This is a genomic window from Mesorhizobium sp. M6A.T.Cr.TU.014.01.1.1, assembly GCF_004022765.1.
GTDB classification, from domain to species: domain Bacteria; phylum Pseudomonadota; class Alphaproteobacteria; order Rhizobiales; family Rhizobiaceae; genus Mesorhizobium; species Mesorhizobium mediterraneum.
In genome coordinates this window covers 1-19816 of the sequence record NZ_RZPG01000050.1, presented here as the reverse complement: position 1 = coordinate 19816, position 19816 = coordinate 1, and the positions used below count along the sequence as shown (strand labels likewise).

Annotated in this window: 16 protein-coding genes and 4 pseudogenes; 13 read left to right on the top strand and 7 right to left on the bottom strand. The window is 59.1% G+C overall.

The genetic code is table 11. From position 1 onward, the window contains the following. Positions 1-184 precede the first annotated feature (184 nt). Positions 185-523, top strand: a pseudogene (locus EN885_RS32355) (ATP-binding protein); the annotation flags it as partial. Here the strand turns inward: EN885_RS32355 and EN885_RS32350 are convergent. From EN885_RS32350 to EN885_RS32345, 3 genes and pseudogenes are all read right to left on the bottom strand, one after another. Continuing rightward, positions 480-845: a winged helix-turn-helix domain-containing protein gene (locus EN885_RS32350; RefSeq protein WP_245493188.1), complete on the bottom strand. Its 366-nt coding sequence runs from the start codon at positions 843-845 to the stop codon at positions 480-482. The pseudogene EN885_RS32355 and the gene EN885_RS32350 overlap by 44 nt on opposite strands. Positions 846-972: 127 nt before the next feature. Beyond that, positions 973-1377, bottom strand: a complete 405-nt coding sequence (locus EN885_RS33745) for a hypothetical protein (RefSeq protein WP_164897962.1) — start codon at positions 1375-1377, stop codon at positions 973-975. 52 nt (positions 1378-1429) lie between these two features. Then, a pseudogene (locus EN885_RS32345) lies at positions 1430-2228 on the bottom strand (IS5 family transposase); the annotation flags it as partial. A 208-nt stretch (positions 2229-2436) separates the two neighbouring features. On the opposite strand from EN885_RS32345, the gene EN885_RS32340 reads away from it, so the two are divergent. The 6 genes from EN885_RS32340 to EN885_RS32315 all read left to right on the top strand — a co-directional run bounded on the left by EN885_RS32340 (position 2437) and on the right by EN885_RS32315 (position 8061). Then, a complete protein-coding gene (locus EN885_RS32340) occupies positions 2437-4092 on the top strand; it encodes an ABC transporter permease (RefSeq protein ID WP_128244295.1) in 1656 nt (551 codons plus the stop codon). Further along, entirely contained in the window at positions 4076-5299 is a 1224-nt protein-coding gene (locus EN885_RS32335; RefSeq protein ID WP_128244296.1) for a PAN domain-containing protein, read from the top strand. The genes EN885_RS32340 and EN885_RS32335 overlap by 17 nt, the downstream gene beginning before the upstream one ends. Positions 5300-5654: 355 nt before the next feature. Then, a complete protein-coding gene (locus EN885_RS32330) occupies positions 5655-6035 on the top strand; it encodes a calcium-binding protein (RefSeq protein ID WP_128244297.1) in 381 nt (126 codons plus the stop codon). A 135-nt stretch (positions 6036-6170) separates the two neighbouring features. Continuing rightward, positions 6171-6878: a thermonuclease family protein gene (locus EN885_RS32325; RefSeq protein WP_245493187.1), complete on the top strand. Its 708-nt coding sequence runs from the start codon at positions 6171-6173 to the stop codon at positions 6876-6878. A gap of 276 nt (positions 6879-7154) precedes the next feature. Beyond that, positions 7155-7424 (top strand): hypothetical protein, encoded by a 270-nt coding sequence (locus tag EN885_RS32320; protein WP_128335252.1) that lies wholly within the window; start codon positions 7155-7157, stop codon positions 7422-7424. Between the two features lie 31 nt (positions 7425-7455). Continuing rightward, positions 7456-8061, top strand: a complete 606-nt coding sequence (locus tag EN885_RS32315) for a BRCT domain-containing protein (protein ID WP_128244299.1) — start codon at positions 7456-7458, stop codon at positions 8059-8061. Positions 8062-8174: 113 nt separating this feature from the next. Here the strand turns inward: EN885_RS32315 and EN885_RS32310 are convergent. Continuing rightward, positions 8175-8483, bottom strand: a pseudogene (locus EN885_RS32310) (transposase); the annotation flags it as partial. A gap of 312 nt (positions 8484-8795) precedes the next feature. On the opposite strand from EN885_RS32310, the gene EN885_RS32305 reads away from it, so the two are divergent. From EN885_RS32305 to EN885_RS32295, 3 genes and pseudogenes are all read left to right on the top strand, one after another. Next, positions 8796-10877, top strand: a complete 2082-nt coding sequence (locus EN885_RS32305; protein ID WP_245493186.1) for a hypothetical protein — start codon at positions 8796-8798, stop codon at positions 10875-10877. Between the two features lie 3 nt (positions 10878-10880). Next, on the top strand, positions 10881-12482 hold the full coding sequence (locus EN885_RS32300; RefSeq protein ID WP_128244300.1) for a hypothetical protein: 1602 nt from the start codon (positions 10881-10883) through the stop codon (positions 12480-12482). 303 nt (positions 12483-12785) lie between these two features. Beyond that, positions 12786-13397: pseudogene (locus EN885_RS32295) on the top strand (transposase); the annotation flags it as partial. A gap of 44 nt (positions 13398-13441) precedes the next feature. On the opposite strand, the gene EN885_RS32290 reads toward EN885_RS32295, so the two are convergent. Further along, positions 13442-13912, bottom strand: coding sequence for a hypothetical protein (locus tag EN885_RS32290; protein ID WP_128244301.1), 471 nt, complete (start codon positions 13910-13912; stop codon positions 13442-13444). A gap of 315 nt (positions 13913-14227) precedes the next feature. On the opposite strand from EN885_RS32290, the gene EN885_RS32285 reads away from it, so the two are divergent. The 3 genes from EN885_RS32285 to EN885_RS32275 all read left to right on the top strand — a co-directional run bounded on the left by EN885_RS32285 (position 14228) and on the right by EN885_RS32275 (position 16249). Beyond that, positions 14228-14896: a pilus assembly protein TadG-related protein gene (locus EN885_RS32285; protein WP_128244302.1), complete on the top strand. Its 669-nt coding sequence runs from the start codon at positions 14228-14230 to the stop codon at positions 14894-14896. A gap of 175 nt (positions 14897-15071) precedes the next feature. After that, positions 15072-15461, top strand: coding sequence for a hypothetical protein (locus EN885_RS32280; protein WP_128244303.1), 390 nt, complete (start codon positions 15072-15074; stop codon positions 15459-15461). 506 nt (positions 15462-15967) lie between these two features. Continuing rightward, positions 15968-16249 carry a hypothetical protein gene (locus EN885_RS32275; RefSeq protein ID WP_128244304.1) on the top strand — a complete coding sequence of 94 codons (282 nt, stop codon included), beginning with the start codon at positions 15968-15970 and terminating at the stop codon, positions 16247-16249. 953 nt (positions 16250-17202) lie between these two features. On the opposite strand, the gene EN885_RS34780 is transcribed toward EN885_RS32275, so the two are convergent. Both EN885_RS34780 and EN885_RS32265 read right to left on the bottom strand, forming a co-directional pair. After that, a complete protein-coding gene (locus tag EN885_RS34780) occupies positions 17203-18366 on the bottom strand; it encodes a calcium-binding protein (protein ID WP_126104919.1) in 1164 nt (387 codons plus the stop codon). Between the two features lie 304 nt (positions 18367-18670). Then, complete coding sequence (locus tag EN885_RS32265) at positions 18671-19198, bottom strand: hypothetical protein (RefSeq protein ID WP_128244305.1); 528 nt, start codon at positions 19196-19198, stop codon at positions 18671-18673. Positions 19199-19816: the final 618 nt, after the last annotated feature.

The following is a 19816-nucleotide window of genomic DNA, read 5'->3' as shown; positions in this document are numbered from 1 at the left end:
TCGCGAAGATCATTGGAAAGGGGTCGAGTCATCAGATGCTGGCCTCCACTCCAGCCAGCATCTTGAATCACAAAACCCACAAATCTGGAATCCCCTTCGATTCCATCAAGCCGTGAACCGCTCTAGTCCTCGCGTTGGGCCAGAGTGAACTTCAAATCGGATTAAGCCAAAGGGGCAACGTCAGCATGAGAACCTGATCGTCACCGGCCAGACCGGAACCGGCAAGTCGTGGCTGGCCTGCGCCTTCGGCCGGCAAGCGGCACGGCTCGATCATTCCGTGCTCTATGTGCGCGTGCCGCGCCTGTTCGAGGATTTGGCGCTCGCCCGTCTCGACGGCCGCTTCCCACGCCTCATTGACAAGCTCACCCGCGCGCAACTGCTCATCCTGGATGACTTCGGAACCCACTCCCTCACCGACCAACAGCGCTTCCATCTGTTCGAAATCTTCGAGGAACGCTATCGCCGCAAATCCACCCTGATCACGGCCCAGGTCCCGGTGGCCAGATGGCATGACCTGGTCGCATAACCATCTCAGCGGAAGGCCTCGGTGCATGTCGTTCCGCAGTGTAGACCTGCAGTTTCGTCGGTTCGTCCGCGCGATTTGACGGGAGCAAATCTTTGAGAAAGAACCGTCCCCGGCTTGTCCTGACGAAGATCGATGTGGTGTTATTTAGGATGTCGATGCTTAAGCGAGCCTGCATCGACTTCTGAGGAGTGCGACTAAGTCCCGTTGCCGGAAAGAGTCCGTCGTCAATCCCATAGTTTACAAGCGCACGCGCCTTCAGGGGGCGTCCGTGTTTCCGAAGAACGGTCTCCGCGACCCACAGGTAAGTTACATCTTCCAAGCGCGCACGTTGTCCCCAAACTACAATTACTCATAGCAACTTTGACGTGCCCCACCACCAACGACGAACGCAATCCACTGAATTCTCGACTAACTCGTAGCATTGGGATTTTCTCAAGCCGGCACGTTCATTTCCGTGGTGTTTGGCGTCGCCCTCTGAGCGGAACCACCCCCGTAGTATATCCACCCGGAATTTCGGCTTCCAGGAAGTCGATAAGGCACTCCCGATTTACTCTGGCAGTGCGCTGGTCGCCTTCCATCGCCATAGGACCTTCATGGAAGCAGCCGGTCCGGTTCTGCAGCGATCGAGCAAGATAGATGCCGTTCAGTTGGCGACGCATCTGGGCGCAACGAAGTTGCTTGCCGCTCCCCAAAGCTGACACGCGACTGCGGCGCCGCGTTGAGCTTTGCGCAAGAAGAAGTCCATTTGCGGGCGACGAAATCAGCTTCGTCGCCGCCATGGAAGCAGATTTGTCCGGCGATAGAGCTGTCTGGTTGGATTCAGGCCAGCCATCGCCTTGGGCTTCGTCCATTTCGTCATTGCCCTGCCAGGAGAAGGCGACATTGTTGCCGTCCCGTGTGGCTGCGCTGGCTGACATCATAGCCCGGATGGCGCTTCGTGCGGTCATCGATCGCCGTCGCGCGAGGCTTGCCGGTTTTGCTCAGATGGCCGTCGACGGCGATGTGCGGCGTGACCTTGCGCTCGCCCTTGATGAACTGGCGCACGTCATAGGCCTTGTCGGTGCCCAGTGTGATGCGCCGCCGCGACGGTCTGCGGTCCAACATGGCGAGAGCGGCATGACGCTCGGCTGTGCCCGTGGCCTGGGTAATGCCGCCATTAACCGCAAGCCCATGACGGTTTTCCATCAGTGCATGCTCCAGATAACAGAGCTTCGCCGGCTGCCCGTCGCCTTGTAAAGCCGCGCCTGCGGATCGCTCGTGCTCTGATGTGTGTCGTTGGAGCGCTTCTCCTTATGAAAGCCGCGCTCGGCGTTACGCCCGCCCCATCCGGGCCGTTATCCCCGTCCTTGCGGCGGCAGCTCTTGATCGAAGCCCAGGCCTCGATCAGCGTCCCGTCCACCGAGAAATGATCCGACGACACCCTTGGCTGAGCAAGCACCGCGCGCAGAAACTTGACCGCGATCTCACCTTCCAACAGCCGATCCCGGTTCTTGGTGAAGCTCGAATGATCCCAGCCCGGATCGTCAACACCAAGCCCTACGAACCAGCGGAACAGAAGATCAAATTCCATCCGCTCCAATACCCGACGTTCCAAGCGAATACCGTAGAAGGCCTGCAACAGCATCGCACGTAGCAAACGTCCCGGCGCGATCGACGGGCGGCCGAGCCCGGGCGGATAAAGCACCGCAAAATCGCCGTCCATCGCCGCAAGAGCCGCGTTCACGATCTCCCGCAGGCGCCATTCGAAACAAATCAGTCTAGCAGACACAACAACGCCTTTGTCGCTGGCTCGCCGGTTATTCACCCTGTTCCAAGTTACGCTGTATCTAGCGGTGAATTTTGCTGCAAATGCCAACGTCGCATGTCAAGATGGGTTGGGTAAAGGGTGGGGATTGCAAATGCACACGGCAATGAGCCAGAAACTGGCGAGCTATGGCCAGTGGACGTATCGCGGTGCGTGGGCACTTGAAATCGTTGCGGCGATCATCGGTCTAGCGACCGGCGTCGCCCTGAGTTACCGCGGCTTTGTTGCCAATGAGGCGGCGGACTCAATGGACCTTGTCCTTGCAAGTGCCCCTTTCTTTATGATTGCGATTGCTGAGCTGACGAAAATCCCAATCGCCACGCTTCTGTTCGGCGCCTCGTGGTTTTGGAAACCTGTTATCCTGGCGTTTCTACTCGTATTAGCCGGCATCACTTTTGAGACAGTCCTTCTCGGATTGGAGCGTGCCAGCACGATGCGCGAGGTGCAGTATGCCAACTTCGCCAACCAAACTAAGGCACTCCAGCAAGAGCTCGAGACTCTCAAGACGACAGGCGAGAGCTTGCGAAACACTGACGACGAGGCCAAGGCTAGAAGCGATCTGGAGCAGCTCAGTGGATTGGCGGACACCGAGCGCAACAAATTGCGTGCACGGATAACAGAGGTTGACGAAGAGCTGCAGGCGGCAACTACCCTTTCGCCGGCGGCGGCTCGAGCCAAAGATTACCTTGAGGAGAAACAAGCAGCGCTGAGCGCGCTGGTGGAACGGCGCGATCGAGAGATCAAGGACGCCGTGGAGCAGTTCGAGCGACAGCGGGATAGCTACGTTGATCGTATAAAGAGCGCACGCGAAACAGGCGACCTTGCATCAGTACAGCGCAACGAAGAAGGGCTGAACAAGCTAACTAACCCGCGGCCTAAGAAGGAGGCCGAATTCGCGCCGAAATTGGCCGAATTGGAGCCCGCAGTCGCCGCGGCCCGCGCAGAATATGAGAGGCTGCGAAAAGATAGTCCTCCGATGACCCCCCAAGATAAGCAGCGCCTTGAGGCTAGGCGCAACGATCTGGAGAAACTCTACGATGGCACGGCTGCCGATTGGGATGGTAAGCTTGACGAGGCGCGTACTGCGCTAGCGGCCGCCCAGGAAGCCGCGACACGCAAGTCAGAGACGCTCGCCAAAAACCAGCAGCGGCAAGAAGCCATCGCGACGGAACTGAACCGCCTGGAAACAGAGCGCCTCCCGATCGCTCGCAACGATCAGATCCGTAGGCTGGCAGCTCGCTGGTATGGCGTGAAGCCGGAAGACGTTACAGACCCTCAGGCCGGCACGGTATCGACGATCTGGTTCGCCTCGCTTGCATTCATCGCCGCATTGGCGGGGCCGATCACGGCGATGGTTGCGCTGGCCCTACAACGCATCGGCGCACAGCCCGAAGTTCAACGTGATAGCAAACTCTCGCGTTTGCTACGCCGATTGTTGCTACGCTGGCGGTGGCGCCGTGTCCGGAAGGTGTCCGTGCAGGTGCCGGTCGACAGAGAAGTCGAAAGGCGCGTCGAGGTTCCCGTGGAAGTCGAGAAGGTCGTCAAAGAGATCCTCTATGTTCCCATCCTTACTGACGACCCCGAAGCGTTACGCCGGGCATTGGATCGGGAACTGGCCCCGGAAGTAGTCGATCTGGTGAAGGTCTCTGCAAAAGGGCAATACGACCGAATGGAGAAGGCCCTAGAAGGTGAATTGCAGTTAGATTTTGACGAGCCGACACCGGGGGCTAAACGGGGTAGTAGACGTGCTCGTACGACATAACACCAAGCTTCTCGAACAAGCGATCGATCTGCAGATCAAACGGTCGGCTATTCCAACTCTGCAGGCAGAAGCAGCTGCGCACGACCAGATCGCTCGTGCCAACGCATTTCGGCGAATGGCTAGCGGCGCTGCCATCGCAATGGCCGCAATTGGGATCGGGGTGGGGATATGGCTGGTCTTTGATCGCGACCCGACGGTGATCCAACCGGAGCCGCCGGTCGCTCAAAATCAACCGTTAAACCCGAACGAGAACCAGCCAAATGAGACGAAGAAATCAGAAGACAGAATTCCGGGTGGCGAGACAATCGCCGAGGAGGGAAAGGCAGACAAGCTGAAGTCACCGCCAATCGAGCAGCCGATGCTGCCGCCCTCAGACCCAGCCAATCCAGATACGTTCGATTTCGTAAAGTTCGCCAATCGCCAAGTGGCCTACGCTCGCAGCACTTGGCAACTCGAGTCCGGTCATCATTTTGACAGTGAGAAAGCTCCAACTTGGGACAGCGCTTGGTGCTACACGCGGAGGCTGGCAAACACCGGAGTCGAGGTTCAGGTAAGTCTTGCCAACAGAGCCTCACCTACATCGAAGCCGCAGGCACCGGTGTCATCAATCGAGACACTTGCGTCGGTGGGCCTTGACGACAATTCGGCGCGAGAACTCGCCAGCCATTGCCTGTGGCTCGACGAGGCCAGTTTCGCGCCAAGCGATTTCGACATGGACCTTGAGCGGAAAGAAGCAGCTGCCGCGACCCAAGAACTGTCTGTGCAGGACGGATGGGACGCGATCGGTAACGATTTGCCGGGTATGCCCGCTTGGAATGTCTCGCTTGAACAGTGTCGGGCCCAATGCGAAGCAGATCAGCGCTGCTTAGCACTCACCTACGATAAGAAGCACGCCGCCTGTTTCATGAAAGACAATGGTTCGATTCTGGTTAGGAGTCCTGACGCAGTGATGGCGGCGAAGGGGGCCATCCAGGCGAATCTCCAGTACTCCAGCCTCGTTTTCGCCAAGGACACAGTGGTCGTCGGGGGCGCTTACGCGAATGTGCGGAGCAGCTATGCCGACTGCATACTGGCCTGCGCCGCTGATCAGAGATGTCTAGGCTTCAATTTTGATGGTCCGAACAAGATGTGTGCCATGCTTGACAACGTGACATCATCCTCTCCGTTCAGGGGCGTGACGTCGGGCGTTAAAGCCACCCGCAGTTAGGGTCTTTGATGTCATCCGCCCAAATGGTCGCGTGGACGAAGGCGTATTGCGCCTTCTTGTCATTGGGCACGCCAGCGATCCAACTCGGATACTCCGGTTCTGCGGCGTCAGTATCGAGTAAGCCACGGCGGCGACCTGCATGTGCCCGCCGTCCCACTAGGCCAGCGCAGGAGCCGATGATAGGATCAACGAAAGAACGGAACCAACGACGAGCGCACCACGCATGTATTCCTCCCCGACGCCGATACTTTGCTGATCTATCAACTGTAGACGACGCGGTAGGTCGAACCTCATCTGGATTCGACAACAAAAGACAAATGGCGCATGATCTTGCCTGGGTTGGGGAAATTCATTCATGGGCGTGCGCGAATTTTCGTGCGTGTTGTGCGCTGTGCTCTTCTCGGGCTTCGTAGCCGACTACTTGAACCATTACGAGTCAGTGACACTCGCGGCTGGCGACGGCGGCCATATAAATCTGCTTCTCCTAACGGCCGATCCGGTCAATCCGAACAGTCAGAACACGCATATCGAGGGCGACGGCGTGCACGCTGCCGCAGTCGTCAATAGATATCGAGGGGTGTCGGCAGCGCCCTCGCAATCGTCACGGGCGGGCGGCGGCGATTTGGATTGCGCAGGCGGCAGGGGGAATACTCCCGTCGTGGTTGGTCCGGTGAAGATCACCAACGGTGATCCCAACAAGCTGGACCGCGATCACCACGGCGTCGGGTGCGAGTAGGGGCGACGGACGTTGGACAGCTCTCGCTACGACAATCGATCTGCCCAATGGCGCAAACGGAGTGGCGCCAAGCTGCGGCGTGTGCACCAATTGGCCGGCATTCCAAAGCGACTGGTCATCGTAACCGTGGCTGCGATGGCGGCCTATGCAACGCAGTTCGTCATGCAGCACTTTGACGGCATGCCTGAGCTCAATCTGGCGAACTGGACCAACACGAGCCCGGCGCCGATCGCCGGTGTTGCGTCGGTGATAGATGGCGACACGATCGAAATTCACGGACAGCGGATCCGCTTTAACGGAATCGACGCGCCAGAAAGCCGGCAGTATTGCGACGACGCCAAGGGCTTCGAATATGCCTGCGGGCGCCAAGCCGCCGAAGCACTGGATGAGTTCCTGGCGGCCTCAAGGCCAGTGCATTGCAGCTTCGTCACCTGGGACCGTTACGGCCGTTTTGTCGGCGACTGCCGGCGCGCCGACAGCGCCGGTGTCGCCGCCTGGATGGTCGAGCACGGCCAGGCGCTCGACTGGTTTCGCTACAGCCACGGCGCGTATGCAGCGCAGCAGACCAAAGCCGAGAAGGCGAAGGTCGGCCTGTGGGTCGGAACGTTTCAGAAGCCATGGGATTGGCGTGCTGAGCATGCGGACAGTCAGCAGCCAGCCGTCAGTCAACCTCTCGGCATCATCAGCCGCCGGCAGGTAGCGCAAAGCTACTCATGTCAGCCGCGGCGGACTTGCTCGCAAATCGGCTCCTGCGACGAAGCCCAATGGTATCTCAGCAATTGCCCATGGGGCCGCAAGTTGGATCGTGATGGCGACGGCGTTGCATGCGAAACGCTCTGTTAGAGAACGACAAACGGCCGTGGAATTTTGGTCGCCTGAACAATTTGGGTGGGGGGTTAAATGGAAATCGGCCGGCGTGCCGCAGCTTCGGCCGCGGCAGTTTTTGCGCTTGCAAGCGCATCATGCACAACGTCCCAAGAGGCGCTGAACAAGAACCCCCAGGCAGTGAGCAAGTCCGCGCTTTGCAGATCATATGCCTCGGCGAGTAGTCAAGGCTTCCGTGACGGTCTCTACACGGAGCTTGCTCGGCGGTCGGTGACGCCACAGCAATGCGCCGACATGATCAGAAAGCAGAACCAGGCGATCGCCACGGGCGTGGCGATCGCTGCGGTAGGCGCCGCCATCGCGGCTTGCTCGAACAACAACTGCGGCGGCGGCGGATATGGCAGGCCGAACTATTATCAGGGCGCCGATTGGGATGAATTCTACAACCAGTACGGCCAATTGGTTTGGGCATGCCGCGACATCTCTAGCGGGCAGTTCGTCGACTATGGCAACTGCTACGGCAAGGCGCAAACGGATTGGCGTTGGCCTGCAAAGTACGCATGAGGACTGAATTTCTTGAAAGAGGGAGGTCTTAGTGGACGACAAATTTTACAATCGCGTTGGCGGTGATCGCATCTCATCGCGTCAAGTCGACGAACTCATCGGACTTGCGCGCGGGCTGGCCGCGGATGGAACCATCAACAAGGCCGAGGTCGAATTCCTTCAAAAATGGTTGGCGGCGAATGCGGAGATCAGCAATCAGCCACTCATCCGAACCTTGTATCGGCGCATCAACGATATCCTCGCAGATGGCATGCTCGATTCGGATGAACACGCCGAACTTCTGGACACGCTAAACAGCTTTTCGAATCGTGATTTCGAACTTGGGGAAGTGCTAAAGCCGACAACGCTGCCACTCTGCAGGCCGGCCCCAACTTTGACCTTCGCCGGCCGGCTATACTGCTTCACAGGCACATTCAATTTCGGTCAGCGAAAATACTGCGAACAGGCCATTGCAGATCGTGGTGGCTTCGCGGGAGGTCTGAGCCAGAAGACAGAGGTTCTGGTGATAGGGGCCTATGCCACCGAATCGTGGAAACATTCGTCATTTGGCGACAAGATCGTCAAGGCGACCGACTGGCGCGACCAGGGATTGCCGATCTCGATTGTGGCCGAGAGCCATTGGGCTAGCTTTCTCTGAGCGGGAGTTCACGGCATGAGCCTTAGACGAGGGTTCTCCCGGCTATGGTGGGCCTTCCCCGACCGGCGTGTTGCCACCATCATCTCCCAGTCGACCTGCTCCGCTCCCTCGGCTGAACGCTGCGTGTTCGCGTCTGCTCTGATGAGGCTGGCATCGACGGCGGGGCCCTCGTTGCCGACGAGACCTTCGTCGATGCAGCGGCGCACCGTAGTCTCGAACAATTCGCGTAGCAGATCGCTATCCCGAAGGCGGCCGTGCCGGTTCTTGGAGAAAGTGGAATGGTCCGGGACATCACCCTCCAGGCCAAGCCGGCAAGACCAGCGATAGACAAGATTGAGATGCACTTCTTCGCAGAGGCGGCGCTCGGGGCGGATACCGAAGCAGTAGCCGACGATCAGCATCGGGATCATCAGTTCCGGATCGAACCAGGTTGCCTGCTACCCTTCCGAAACGAGGGCGACTTGCAGTTATCCGTATTTTGTGAGGTGTATTCGCCGGCGTGTCGTAAACTGATGTTTACTTTATGCGAGTGCATGCGTAATAGTTCGATTGAAGTACATTGCCAAGATGTAGCTTTCGGCTGAGTGGTTGCGGCCGTTTTGGAGCTACGAAAGACATTACGTCCTGGCCTGTCCTCAGGTCGATGGTCGCATGCTCGACGCGTGATGCCCTGTTGACTTGTCTGGAGTAGCCGAATCCCATTTGATGTTTGGATATTTCCTGGGGAGACGAGAGTGGCAAGCACGTCGGCCGGCAGCAACCTCATCCCTGAACCGCTCTCGCGCAAGCTGCGCGTCTTCGCCTTCGACCCCAGTGTGGCGGCGCAGTTCGATATGGCCGGCATCAGCGAGATGACGATCGACGTGCCCTGGGAGCGCAATCTGCAGCCCGGACCGGTTGGCGATTACATCGAGGTCATCGATGCCGATCCGGCGAGCGGTGCCTTCTATCGTCCGGTGGACCTCAACGATCCGCGCGTGCTCGCGCAGCAGGGGTTGCCCCCGTCCGAGACCAACCCGCAATTCCATCAGCAGATGGTCTACGCCGTCGCGATGGCCACCATCGTCCATTTCGAGCGGGCGCTGGGGCGTGTAGCCCTTTGGTCGTCGCACCACGACAAGGGCAGCCCTGAAGAAAGTTTCGTACGCCGGCTGCGCATCTATCCGCACGCCTTGCGCGACCGAAATGCCTTCTACAGCCCGGAAAAGAAGGCGCTGCTGTTCGGCTATTTTCCGGTCGGTATCAAGGACGCGAACAACACCCCAGGCACGCTGGTTTTCACCTGCCTGTCGCACGACATCATCGCCCACGAGACCACGCATGCGCTGCTCGACGGCGTGCATCCACGCTTCAACGAGCCGATCAATCAGGACGTCCTGGCCTTCCACGAGGCCTTTGCCGACATCGTTGCGCTTTTCCAGCACTTTTCCTATCCCGGAGTGCTGCGCGACCAGATTTCGCGCACCCGAGGCAACCTCGCCAACGAGAACCTGCTCGGCCAGTTGGCGCAGCAGTTCGGCCGCGCCAGCGGGCGCGGCAATGCGCTGCGCGACGCGCTCGGGGACATCGACCCCAAGACCGGCAAATGGAAGCCCAAGGAGCCCGACGTTCGCATCCTCGAGCGCACCGCCGAGCCGCACGCACGCGGCGCCATTCTTGTCGCAGCGGTGTTCGGCGCCTTCCTCAAGGTCTATCGCAGCCGCACGCTGGACCTTTACCGCATCGCCACCGACGGTACCGGCGTGCTTCGGGAGGGCGATATCCACCCGGACCTGACCCGGCGGCTGGCCGATGAGGCCGCACGCACGGCGAGCTACGTGCTTCAGATGTGCATCCGCGGCATCGATTATTGTCCGCCGGTGGGGGTAACATTCAGCGATTATCTGCGTGGCGTGATCACCGCCGACTACGACCTCAATCCCGACGATTCCGCCGGTTACCGCTTGGCCTTCGTGGAAAGCTTCCGGCAGTGGGGCATTCACGCCCATGGTGCGCGCAGCACATCGGTCGATACGCTGTTCTGGCCGACCGGCGAGACGGCCTTCGCCGAAATGCCAGAGCGTGACAGTCCGCCGGCCGCAGTGCCCGGTCAGGCTGCGGCGATGGATGAACTCGCCGTCGAGGACTACCAGCGTGCGGAGACGCAGGCAGTTCTATCGCTGCTCAACGACCAGGAATCGACGGCCGGGCCGGACCAGTTGAGCCCTAAACGGCAATCCGCGCGCACAGCCCGCAAGCTCGGTCAGGCAAGTGTCGAACTTGACCGCTACGAGGCCTGGGCGGAGATCGACACCAATGCTGCCATTGTCTGGAACTGGCTGATCGAAGGCGACGGACGGCAGTTCGCCCGCGGCTTCGGCCTTGTGCTGGAGGAAGATGATTCCCCACCCACCGTCTTTCGCTCGCCAACCAATCCCAACCGGGTCGCGGTGGAGGTGCATTCCGTGCGCTTGGCGCTGCGGCGCGGCTTTCGTGATGTAATGGACACCAATCTGCTGATCGAGGTGACGCAGCGCCGTCATGGCTATTTCGACGCGGCCGAGCAGAAGCGCATGGACCGGCGCGGCAACACCAAATTCGTCAGGCCGGGCGACTTCAGTTACCGCGCCGGCTGCACGCTTATCATCAACCCATCCGACCTTTCGGTACGCCGGGTCATCAAGACAGCGGGCACGATCGCCGACGACAAGGAACTCGGTCGCATCCGGAGCTATCTGGGCGGCGGTCTGGAGCCAGCGAACGCCTTCGACAGCGCTCGCCAGTTGCTCAAGGCGCGCGAGCCCTTTGCCCTTTTGCATCGCGACGGGGAGGCCTGACACATGGCCAAGACGACAACCAAGAAGAAGGCTGAGGCCGTTGGAGAGGTTGCGGCGCGGCTCTTGCCCAAACCGGGCGAGGTCATTGTGCGCATGTACCGCATCGGCCATGGCGACTGCTTCCTGCTCGCTTTCGAGGGCGATACTCCCGACAAGCCGGTCTATGTGCTGATCGACTGCGGCTACAAGCCCGGCTCGTCGAAGCTGGTGCATTTCAAGGAAGAACAGGCTCGCAATGTCGTCATCGGCCCCAACAAGGTCAAGGACATCACCCAGAACATCCGCGACGCCACCGGTGGCCATATCGATGTCGCGGTGATCACCCACGAGCACCAGGACCACGTCAACGGCATCAGCGCCAAGAATTTCGCCGGGATTTCCATCAGCGAAACCTGGTTCGCATGGACAGAGAATCCAGAGGACGAGCTCGCCAATGCTTTGCGCGTAAAATTCAAGGATCAACTGATCGGGCTTATGGGCGCCCGCAACCGCCTTGAGGCGGTTGATCCCGACGCCACCGAGAAGATCGACCGGCTGATCGAGTTCGAACTCGGCGGCGAGGACGAGCAGTTCAACGCTGTTAACGCAGTGCAGGCGCTCGGAGCAGCCGCGGCCGGTCTGGAAAACTCTGCTAACAAGCAGTCGATGAAGCTGTTCAAGGATCTCGCCCGCAAGGAGGGCGGGATAAAGTATCTCAGGCCGCATGAGAAGGTCCTCGCGGTCCCTCGCGCCAAGGCGCTGCGAGCCTTCGCGCTCGGCCCGCCCCGGGACGAGGCTTTGCTCGAAAGTCTCGACCCGAAAGGCCGGGAAGAATTTCACGGCGTGGGCCTGGCCTCGTCTGGCAACTATTTCGCGGCGGCGGTGGCCGGCGGCGCAGCGGGCGGCGACTCGCCCTTCGCCAAGCGCTACCGGCTCGACACCGATAAGGCATTCGCCGACCCGCAGCATGGCGCGTTCTTCATCACCAACTACGGCCAGGACGCTCCCGTTGGCGCTGGTGTGGAGCCGTCCACCTCGTCTTCTGCGCCCGAGTGGCGGCGCATTAACAAGGAGTGGCTATATTCGGCCGAGCAGCTGGCGCTCGACATGAACGACGCCACCAACAATGCCAGCCTGGTGCTGGCCTTTGAGCTCGGCAAGGGCGGCAAGGTTCTGCTGTTCGCCGCCGACGCGCAGCGCGGCAACTGGCTGTCATGGGGGCGGAAGAACTGGCGCGACGGCAATGACGTCATAACGACGAAGGACCTGCTGTCGCGGGCCGTGCTCTACAAGGTCGGGCACCATTGCAGCCACAACGCCACGCTGAATGGCAAGATCAGCGACGAATGGGCCAATCTGTCTTGGATGGCGACCGGCGACGCCGCCGGTGAGTTTACCGCTATGATCACCGCGGTGCGCGCTTGGGCGGAAACCCAGAAGGGCTGGGATCATCCGCTGAAGGCGATCAAGGATGAACTTTTAAAGAAGGCCTCCGGCCGCGTGTTTCAGACCGACACCGCCTTTGCCGCAATGAAGCCGGATGACGCGGTCGAGGCCGACTGGACCACCTTCGAGCAGCGCCTAACCGAGACTAAACTGTATTTCGACTACCGCATTCAGGTGTGAGGGCTGCGAATGGCAGCCGACGCGGCGGCCCTGAACGCCAATGCGACGGCTGTTGAAGCCTGACCAACAAACGATGAGCTTGAACGAATGGCGAAGAAGGTGAAACCGGAAAACTGGAACAGCCCCGCGCTAGCGCTTTCGGGCGGCGGCTTCCGGGCGACGCTCTACCGTTGCGGCGCTGATGCGGCTGAACGAGCTTGGCTATCTCACCAAAATCATCCGCTTCTCCAGCGTCTCCGGCGGCTCCATCACCAGCGGCATGCTCGCCGCCGCCTGGCCCCGGCTGAAAGTTGAAAACGGCAGGTCGGCACGTCTGAGGCCGAGCCGATCTGGACGGAGTTCTTGCGCAAGCTGACCCGCCGCGGTCTGCGCGGCGTCAAGCTCGTCGTCTCCGATGCCCATGAAGGCATCAAGGCGGCCGTCACCAAGGTGCTGTGCGCGACATGGCAGAGGTGCCGCGTCCACTTCATGAGGAACGTGCTGGCCCATGCCGGCAAGAGCGGGCGCCGCGTCGTCTCCGCTTTCATCGCCACCGCCTTCGCCCAGGAAACGCCCGAGGCCGCAAGCACGCAATGGCGCGCCGTCGCCGACCAGATCCGGCCGAAGGTGCCGAAGCTGGCGACAATCATGGACGATGCCGAGCCCGACGTGCTTGCCTACATGACTTTCCCCAAGGAGCACCGCGCCAAGCTGCACTCGACCAACCCGATCGAACGCCTCAACGGCGAGATCAAGCGGCGCACCGAGGTCATCGGCATCTTCCCAAATGATGACGCCATCGTCCGCCTGGTCGGCGCGATCTTGCTCGAACAGAACGACGAATGGGCCGTGCAGCGCGCCAGATACATGACGCTGGAAACCATCAGCCAAATGAGCGATGATCCTCTCATCAGCCTGCCAGCCGTGGCACGCTGATCAGCCCGGCCCCATGCCGGAGAGCGCGGCGACCAAGCCGTCAGCTACACCACTCCCTGGGACACGATCCGCGCAGATTCGTAGACGGCCGAGATGGACGAGGCCGCAGGATGCGCATGATCGCCTGTCATGGGCTGCTCGCATAGTGGACAGGTCACGGCCTGCAGGCCGCCGAAGAAGTGTGCGCCTTCCGTCACAAAGTCGAGCCTCTGCAGATCGGAGCTATATCGGCTGTCGAGCAGCCGGTAGCGGGCCAGAAGTTCGTTCGCCGCGATGATCTGGGACTCCGAACGCTGCAGCGCTTCAGTGGCCTCCACGCGTTCGGCCTGCAGGGATGCGCGCTCGCCGGATGCTTCCGAGAGGGACGCAGACAGTCTGGCGATAGCCTCTTCGACCTTCTCGATTGTCTCCTCGTCCGCTGCGGGCCTTTGAAGCCGGCCATGCGGTGCTGCCTGGCCGCATTCTTCTGATCCCCACCAAGGGAGGGCCCGAGCGCCAATTCCGAAGAGAAGCATGACCCCGCGAATGATGGCAACGTGCCGGCGAAGTGGAGAGCTCGCCAAGCGCTTGCCTTCAATCTGTCGAATATAGAAGCAACCCTCGTCTCTTAATCGCACGATAGGGCGGGCCACCAATATCAGCCCTGGAATATGACGTGTATCGCCGCATACCCTGCTCCCGAATTCCTGTTCGCTTGCCGGACAAGCTGGAAGCCAGCATCCGGTGCTGCCTCCGTAAAAACTGGTCGTGATTGAGACAACTTTACCGGCTCAAGGAACGAACGCTCAACAGGCAGTCTCTACATTAGGTTAAGCTAAAAGGGGGGTGTTATGCGGGTAAACGACCTGACCGAACGATTTTGGCGTGCAGAACGCGGCAACCTCGCCGTGGTGTTTGCGTTGGTCTTGCCAGTCCTGCTTTTGGGCGTCGGAGTGGCGATAGACTTTGCGCGTGTGAGCCGAACCGCTCAACAGTTGCAGGAGGGAGCTGACGCCACGGCCCTTCAGTTGGCCGTGGCATACTCAAACAGCAGCGACATGACGTCGGAGGAGCGTCAGGCGAACGTTGATACTTTCGCCAGCCCCACCTTTGTGGCCACGCGAAGTCCCTATAGTGGTGACGCCCACCAGACGGTTGGATCGACCAATCCCACAATCGTGACGGTTGTATTGCACCAACCGCAGGAATTGGCCTTTTCGGCAGTCCTAGGCGTCAACAAACTTGATATCAGCCGAAGCGCAACCGCGACGGCCTATCCTCGATACCCTGTCTGTCTCCTCGTGTTAGATCAGTCCGCCTCGAAAGCATGGTCGAATTCGGGGACTTCAATCGATAAATGGCCAGAAGTGCGTTGCGCAGGTGAATTCAAGATCGGGGTCTGCGCTGGCCACGAATGGCGCATCCTCGGTCAGGACATTGGTAACGTCAGTCGTCGGCCCCTCCGGGCCGTCTCCCGGCTTCAACCCTCAACCGCTTTTCAATCAGAAAGAGCTGGCTGATCCCATTATTTCCCGACTGGTCTGGCCAACAGACAATGTCTGCACCTACAATAATCTGGTGGTCAAAAACGGCACCGCAAATCTGACTCCCGGCACTCTTTGTGGAGGCCCTCACTCTATCGGTCGGAGCGGTGGTCAATCTTGCCGCGGGAACATATGTAATCAGGACGGGAGGGTGCTCTCCTCCGGCGCGGTTCTCAATGCAGCTGAAGGTACCACCATCGTTCTACTCGATGATCAGGCAACCACCACAATGCAGGCCGGCGCCAAGCTACGCCTGACGGCGCCGATCAGCGGCCCGTGGATGGGGATCGCGCTAGCTCAAAAACCCCAAAGCGTGGAGAGAACCTCGACGCTCATTGGCGGAGGCGATACAGATCTAGGCGGCATAATCTATCTGCCGTCACAAAAGCTTTTTCTTATAGGTGGCGGTGGATTGTCGACCGACAGTAAGCCTCGCATCTTTGTCGTCAACCTGATCGAGATGAACGGCAATGGCTCAATTTATCTTGCTGGCGCAAGTGACTTATTGACAACGAATTCTGCTACCAGACTGATGAATTGAACTTGCTGTAACCAGGACGAGGAGGTTCTTTGCGGGCGACGCCGGTGTAAGGGTCGGCGATGTGCGCGACCTGACAGTGCGGAGGTCCTGAAAGTGGTGTTGTTTCGGAGAGACGTTAGTGCATCAAGCCTGCCGATCGCAGGGCTTCCTCTATGACTTTTCGTATCCCCGCGGCGGAGTTGGGCTTCTGAGAAGGCGGGATGTCTGCACGTTTCGCAGAGTGGGGGATATTGGGAACCCCAACATGGCCAGAAAGCGCGTGCGACACTGGCAGCGAGCGCCTCGCCGTTGGCTCTTGCCGGCTTGGTCTTCGAATCTCGCTTTACGCGCGACTTCGCTATTCCCCAGAAGCGCGCGATATGCCGGGTAGTGCCCATTCAACGCCGCGAGCCTGGCGTGGCTCCCGCCATATCAATCGATTTTATCCGACGTGTCACATCCGCGTGATCTAGCGGTGCCCAATTAAACCGGCTAAGGGGGATCGCGGGTTTGGGGGAAAAATTCTCGTGAATAGCCAAAAAGACGCAGAGCGTATCCGTGCCGAAATGTCGATCGCACAGGCGATTTATGACGCCATTTGCGAGATGAACGGATCTTCGTACAGGCATGACAAAGAACCTTTGCGGTGGGACACTTCGTCAGGCACACCGTTGAGCCTGATGAGTATTGACGGCTTTTTCGAATTGCGGGAACTCGCCCGGCGCATAGCGTCGAAAATCGACACGCCTGCGCTGATCAGTCTGAAAAGCCACACCGCGCAACTGCCAAAAAAGATTGACTTCCACTAGGATAGATTTGCCATCGTGGGCCAGATGAACCTAGCTTCCTCGGCCAGGATCATTATCCCGCGTCTTCGTGCGCTCTTTCGAGCCCCGCCCGAACGCCATGTGGCGGCGGCCATCGCCGCCACGTGCTTCATGTCATCACGCCATACACCACGAAGCTCTTCCTTCTGCACGACGACCACTCGGGTTTTGACGTGTGCTTCCCGCCGCAACAGAAACTCGGGTGACCCAGTCCACAAGGTACATACGCGGAAGCGTCTACAAGCCGCCGGTTGTCCATCAGGTCGGATGGATTGTGCGGGCGAGCTCAGAAGCAGAGAGCTTAAAATCGTCGTTGTAGCCGTGTAACAAACTGTGTAACAAACAGCGCGAATAGGTCAATATTTTCAATGGTATAGGCGTGAAATCGAAAGACGCTCTCTCCGCCAACTATCGTCCTATCCAGCTGAAAACGTTTGGCTTTACGGCTTGGTTGTAATCTTTCCCCATTTCCTTCCCCACTATGCCCCTCCGAGCAGGTACCTGCCCTTCGATTGCCTGCGAAGCCTGTGGAACCTACCCACCACCCCCGCGGTAGACCGGTCGGCTTCTAGCAAAGATGCAGACTAACCTCTGCAAAGGGTGATCAAAAATTTTTCTAAAAAATAAGGATGCCGACGCGCTGCAGCAATCGCCCGCGCTCGCCGCTTCGAATAGCTGGGCATGGTCTTGCTTCAGTTCCGGGAGCCGTGAAGCTTTCAGCGGAGCGTATGCTCAGGCGGTTGTGGCGCCGAGCCCGTCGGAGACTTGGAAGCCGTCTGTGTTACCGCCGCCCGGGGAAGCCGAGGTGTGTGGAGCGGTCAGGTTGGCTCTGATACCGGTTTGGGCGTCCCCTAAGCCGCGCACTCCCTAGCTCTGTCCGCATTTCCGTGTATCTCAGGTGTGAGGGGCGACCTGTGCGCCACCCTCACTCTGGGTTAGAAGATGAAGTCTGAATCGGTTATGAGAGCTGCTGCCTTCGCACCCACTGACACGTCGAGGTCGATTGTGCCGGCGTCGTCGCTGAAACCGATGAGGGTTCCGGCAGAACCGTCGATGACCTTTACTACCATGCCCTCGGCGGATATTTCGTTGGCGTCGAGGTAATCGAGAGCCGACTGTGCTGAGTTGAAATCGACACCTTGCAGAAACGAGGTGGCGTGGGTGTCCCTTAGGTCGAACTTGTCTTGGCCGTGCTTGAAATCTGTTATCGTGTCCTTTACCCAGTCGTGGAAGATGAAGGTGTCGTTGCCGCCTCCTCCTGTCAAGGTATCACTCCCGGAATCTCCGAAGACGGGATCACCCCCGTCGATGATATCGTTGCCGGCACCGCCGTCGATGGTGTCGTTCCCGAGGTAACCGAATATGGTGTCGTTGCCTTTGTCGCCGAATAGGATGTTATCCCGGCCGGATGGAAGGAATTCATCACCGTAGATGATGTCGTCACCGGCACCGCCGTGAATGATGTCGGTGCCGTTACTATTGAGGGGTCTGCCGCCGTCGCCGCGAATGGTGTCGTTGCCGGCACCGCCGTAGATGGTGTCGTTACCCTCGCCGCCGCCGATGATGTCGTTCCCGGCCCCACCGTTGAGGATGCCGTTCCCACGACCGTCCCTGATAGTGTCGTTCCCGGCCCCGCCGTTGACGGTATCGTCACCGGGAGAGGAGTGACCTCCGCTGTCATCGCTGCTGCTGATGGAGTCATCGCCAGCCCCACCGTTCAAGATGTCATTACCGTCACTGCCACTGATAGTGTCGTTGCCGTCACCGCCGTTGATGGTGTCGTCGCCGAGACCGCCGCTGAGGGAGTCATCCCCGGCCCCGCCGTGCAGGAAATCGTTGCCGAGGCCACTGAAAAAAAGGTTGCCGAAGTCGTCACCGATCATTCGGTCTGAGAAGTTCGAACCGAACCAGATACCGGTGTACGTGAAATCTGTTGTCACCGCGGTCCCGCCGGCGAAATAAGCGCCCTCGTCGGTGACTGTCGCGCTCGGCGGGACGTTCTCTTCGAGTTGGACTCTGTGTGCTTTCAGGTTCAGGTCGACACTTGCCGCCGACAGCGAGAAATCCGGGCCGACTGGTACTAACACTGGCTTTGCCATGAAATAGTCCTCCCAACCCGCACACCATGATCGCGTGCGTTTAGAGCACTATAATGCGTGGAAAGGTTAGTGGATATAGAGGACAATGTCCTGCGGTGGATCCAGAAGGCGTAGTACTTATGGAGTATTCTGGCGTCACGTCAATGGACGACAGTTGGTCAAAGAAAATCACCTATTTACAATAGGTTGGTGGACATCAGAAGACGATGGAGGACATAAGTATGGAGGACGCTCTCTCCGCCAACTGACTTCCATAAAAGTCGTTATTTTTCAAAAACCTCGCTATAGACCTTGCTCGCCGGAGTCACTGCGTGAGGCACTTGCGGCCCATTGCCATTGCCTTGTAGGTCCCCTTCAGATCGACGACAAAGGCCCCCTTGGTTTCCGGAAACACGGTCATTTTATATTTCTTCGCTACGTCGCGCTTGAACTTCGGGTCATCTGTCAAGATGTAGCCGCCAGAGTATCCACCCTTGAGTTCGCCGCTCGTGCTAGTGGCCACACCACGATAGAGATTGCCGTCAATGGAGACGAAGATGTCCGACTTGGTCCCGTTCTGAAGGCCGATATCCTCCTTCGTGAACACGCCAAGATACCCGACCTCCCGATTTGCGGTAACGCCCATTTGCACCGAACTTGGGCCATCTGAGTGCACGATCAAGCAATCACCGCGGGTTTGATTGGCATAGACGGTCCAGCCCTCGACGTCGTCCCCATATCGGACAAGCACATCGCTGGCCTTGGGAAGGGGGTTTTGATCTTGTGCGTAGGCTGCCATCGCAGTCGAAAGTGCTACTGACGTTGCCGCGATGCGTGTCATGTATTTTCGCATTGCTATTCCCCTTGTGTGCAGGCTGAATTGTTCTTTGGCTACGGGCACCATTTGCTCCAGAGGCTGCTGTCCTCTTGCGGGGCGATGGGATATGACGGCTGTGAGTGACCTTGGCCGATCGGCTCACGTCAGGGAACGTAACTAACTGTAACCTACGGGGTAGTACTGGCCCAGCGCACTGCGGACCGTTCAGTCCGCGACGCTAAAATGGCCGTTGGCATCTCATACGAACGCCACCTAAGGGTCGATGTCTTGGTATCTGACTACGTTCGCTAAAACGCCCGCAACGACGGCAGGATGCCCGGGTTTGACCCCATTGCAGCCGTTCTCTGAGAGAAGGTTTGCGAAAAGCCATGACCCGAAAGCAAAATCCATCCGATCCGTTCAATAGCTTATCCCGCCGTCAAACACGGCCAGCTACAATGATCGACAGCCGTAACGTTTGAGGCCACCGGATTCGACAGGCTGTCGCGGAATGCCTTTAACCAGCTCTATTGCTGCACCAGTTCGAACTCGCCCGGCTTCCAGGTCTTGTCGAACCAGGACTCCAGCGGGCCATAGAGGCGAAGAAGGACGTTCCAGCCCTTGCCGGGAACTGTCTGGACCCAGTTGGCCTCA

Coding starts and splice junctions, on each gene's coding strand:
- EN885_RS32325 (WP_245493187.1), top strand. CDS start 6,171: ATGGCGGCCTATGCAACGCAGTTCGTCATGCAGCACTTTGACGGCATG.
- EN885_RS33745 (WP_164897962.1), bottom strand. CDS start 1,377: ATGGACGAAGCCCAAGGCGATGGCTGGCCTGAATCCAACCAGACAGCT.
- EN885_RS32320 (WP_128335252.1), top strand. CDS start 7,155: ATGATCAGAAAGCAGAACCAGGCGATCGCCACGGGCGTGGCGATCGCT.
- EN885_RS32340 (WP_128244295.1), top strand. CDS start 2,437: ATGAGCCAGAAACTGGCGAGCTATGGCCAGTGGACGTATCGCGGTGCG.
- EN885_RS32300 (WP_128244300.1), top strand. CDS start 10,881: ATGGCCAAGACGACAACCAAGAAGAAGGCTGAGGCCGTTGGAGAGGTT.
- EN885_RS32265 (WP_128244305.1), bottom strand. CDS start 19,198: ATGCGAAAATACATGACACGCATCGCGGCAACGTCAGTAGCACTTTCG.
- EN885_RS32330 (WP_128244297.1), top strand. CDS start 5,655: ATGGGCGTGCGCGAATTTTCGTGCGTGTTGTGCGCTGTGCTCTTCTCG.
- EN885_RS32285 (WP_128244302.1), top strand. CDS start 14,228: ATGCGGGTAAACGACCTGACCGAACGATTTTGGCGTGCAGAACGCGGC.
- EN885_RS34780 (WP_126104919.1), bottom strand. CDS start 18,366: ATGGCAAAGCCAGTGTTAGTACCAGTCGGCCCGGATTTCTCGCTGTCG.
- EN885_RS32290 (WP_128244301.1), bottom strand. CDS start 13,912: ATGCTTCTCTTCGGAATTGGCGCTCGGGCCCTCCCTTGGTGGGGATCA.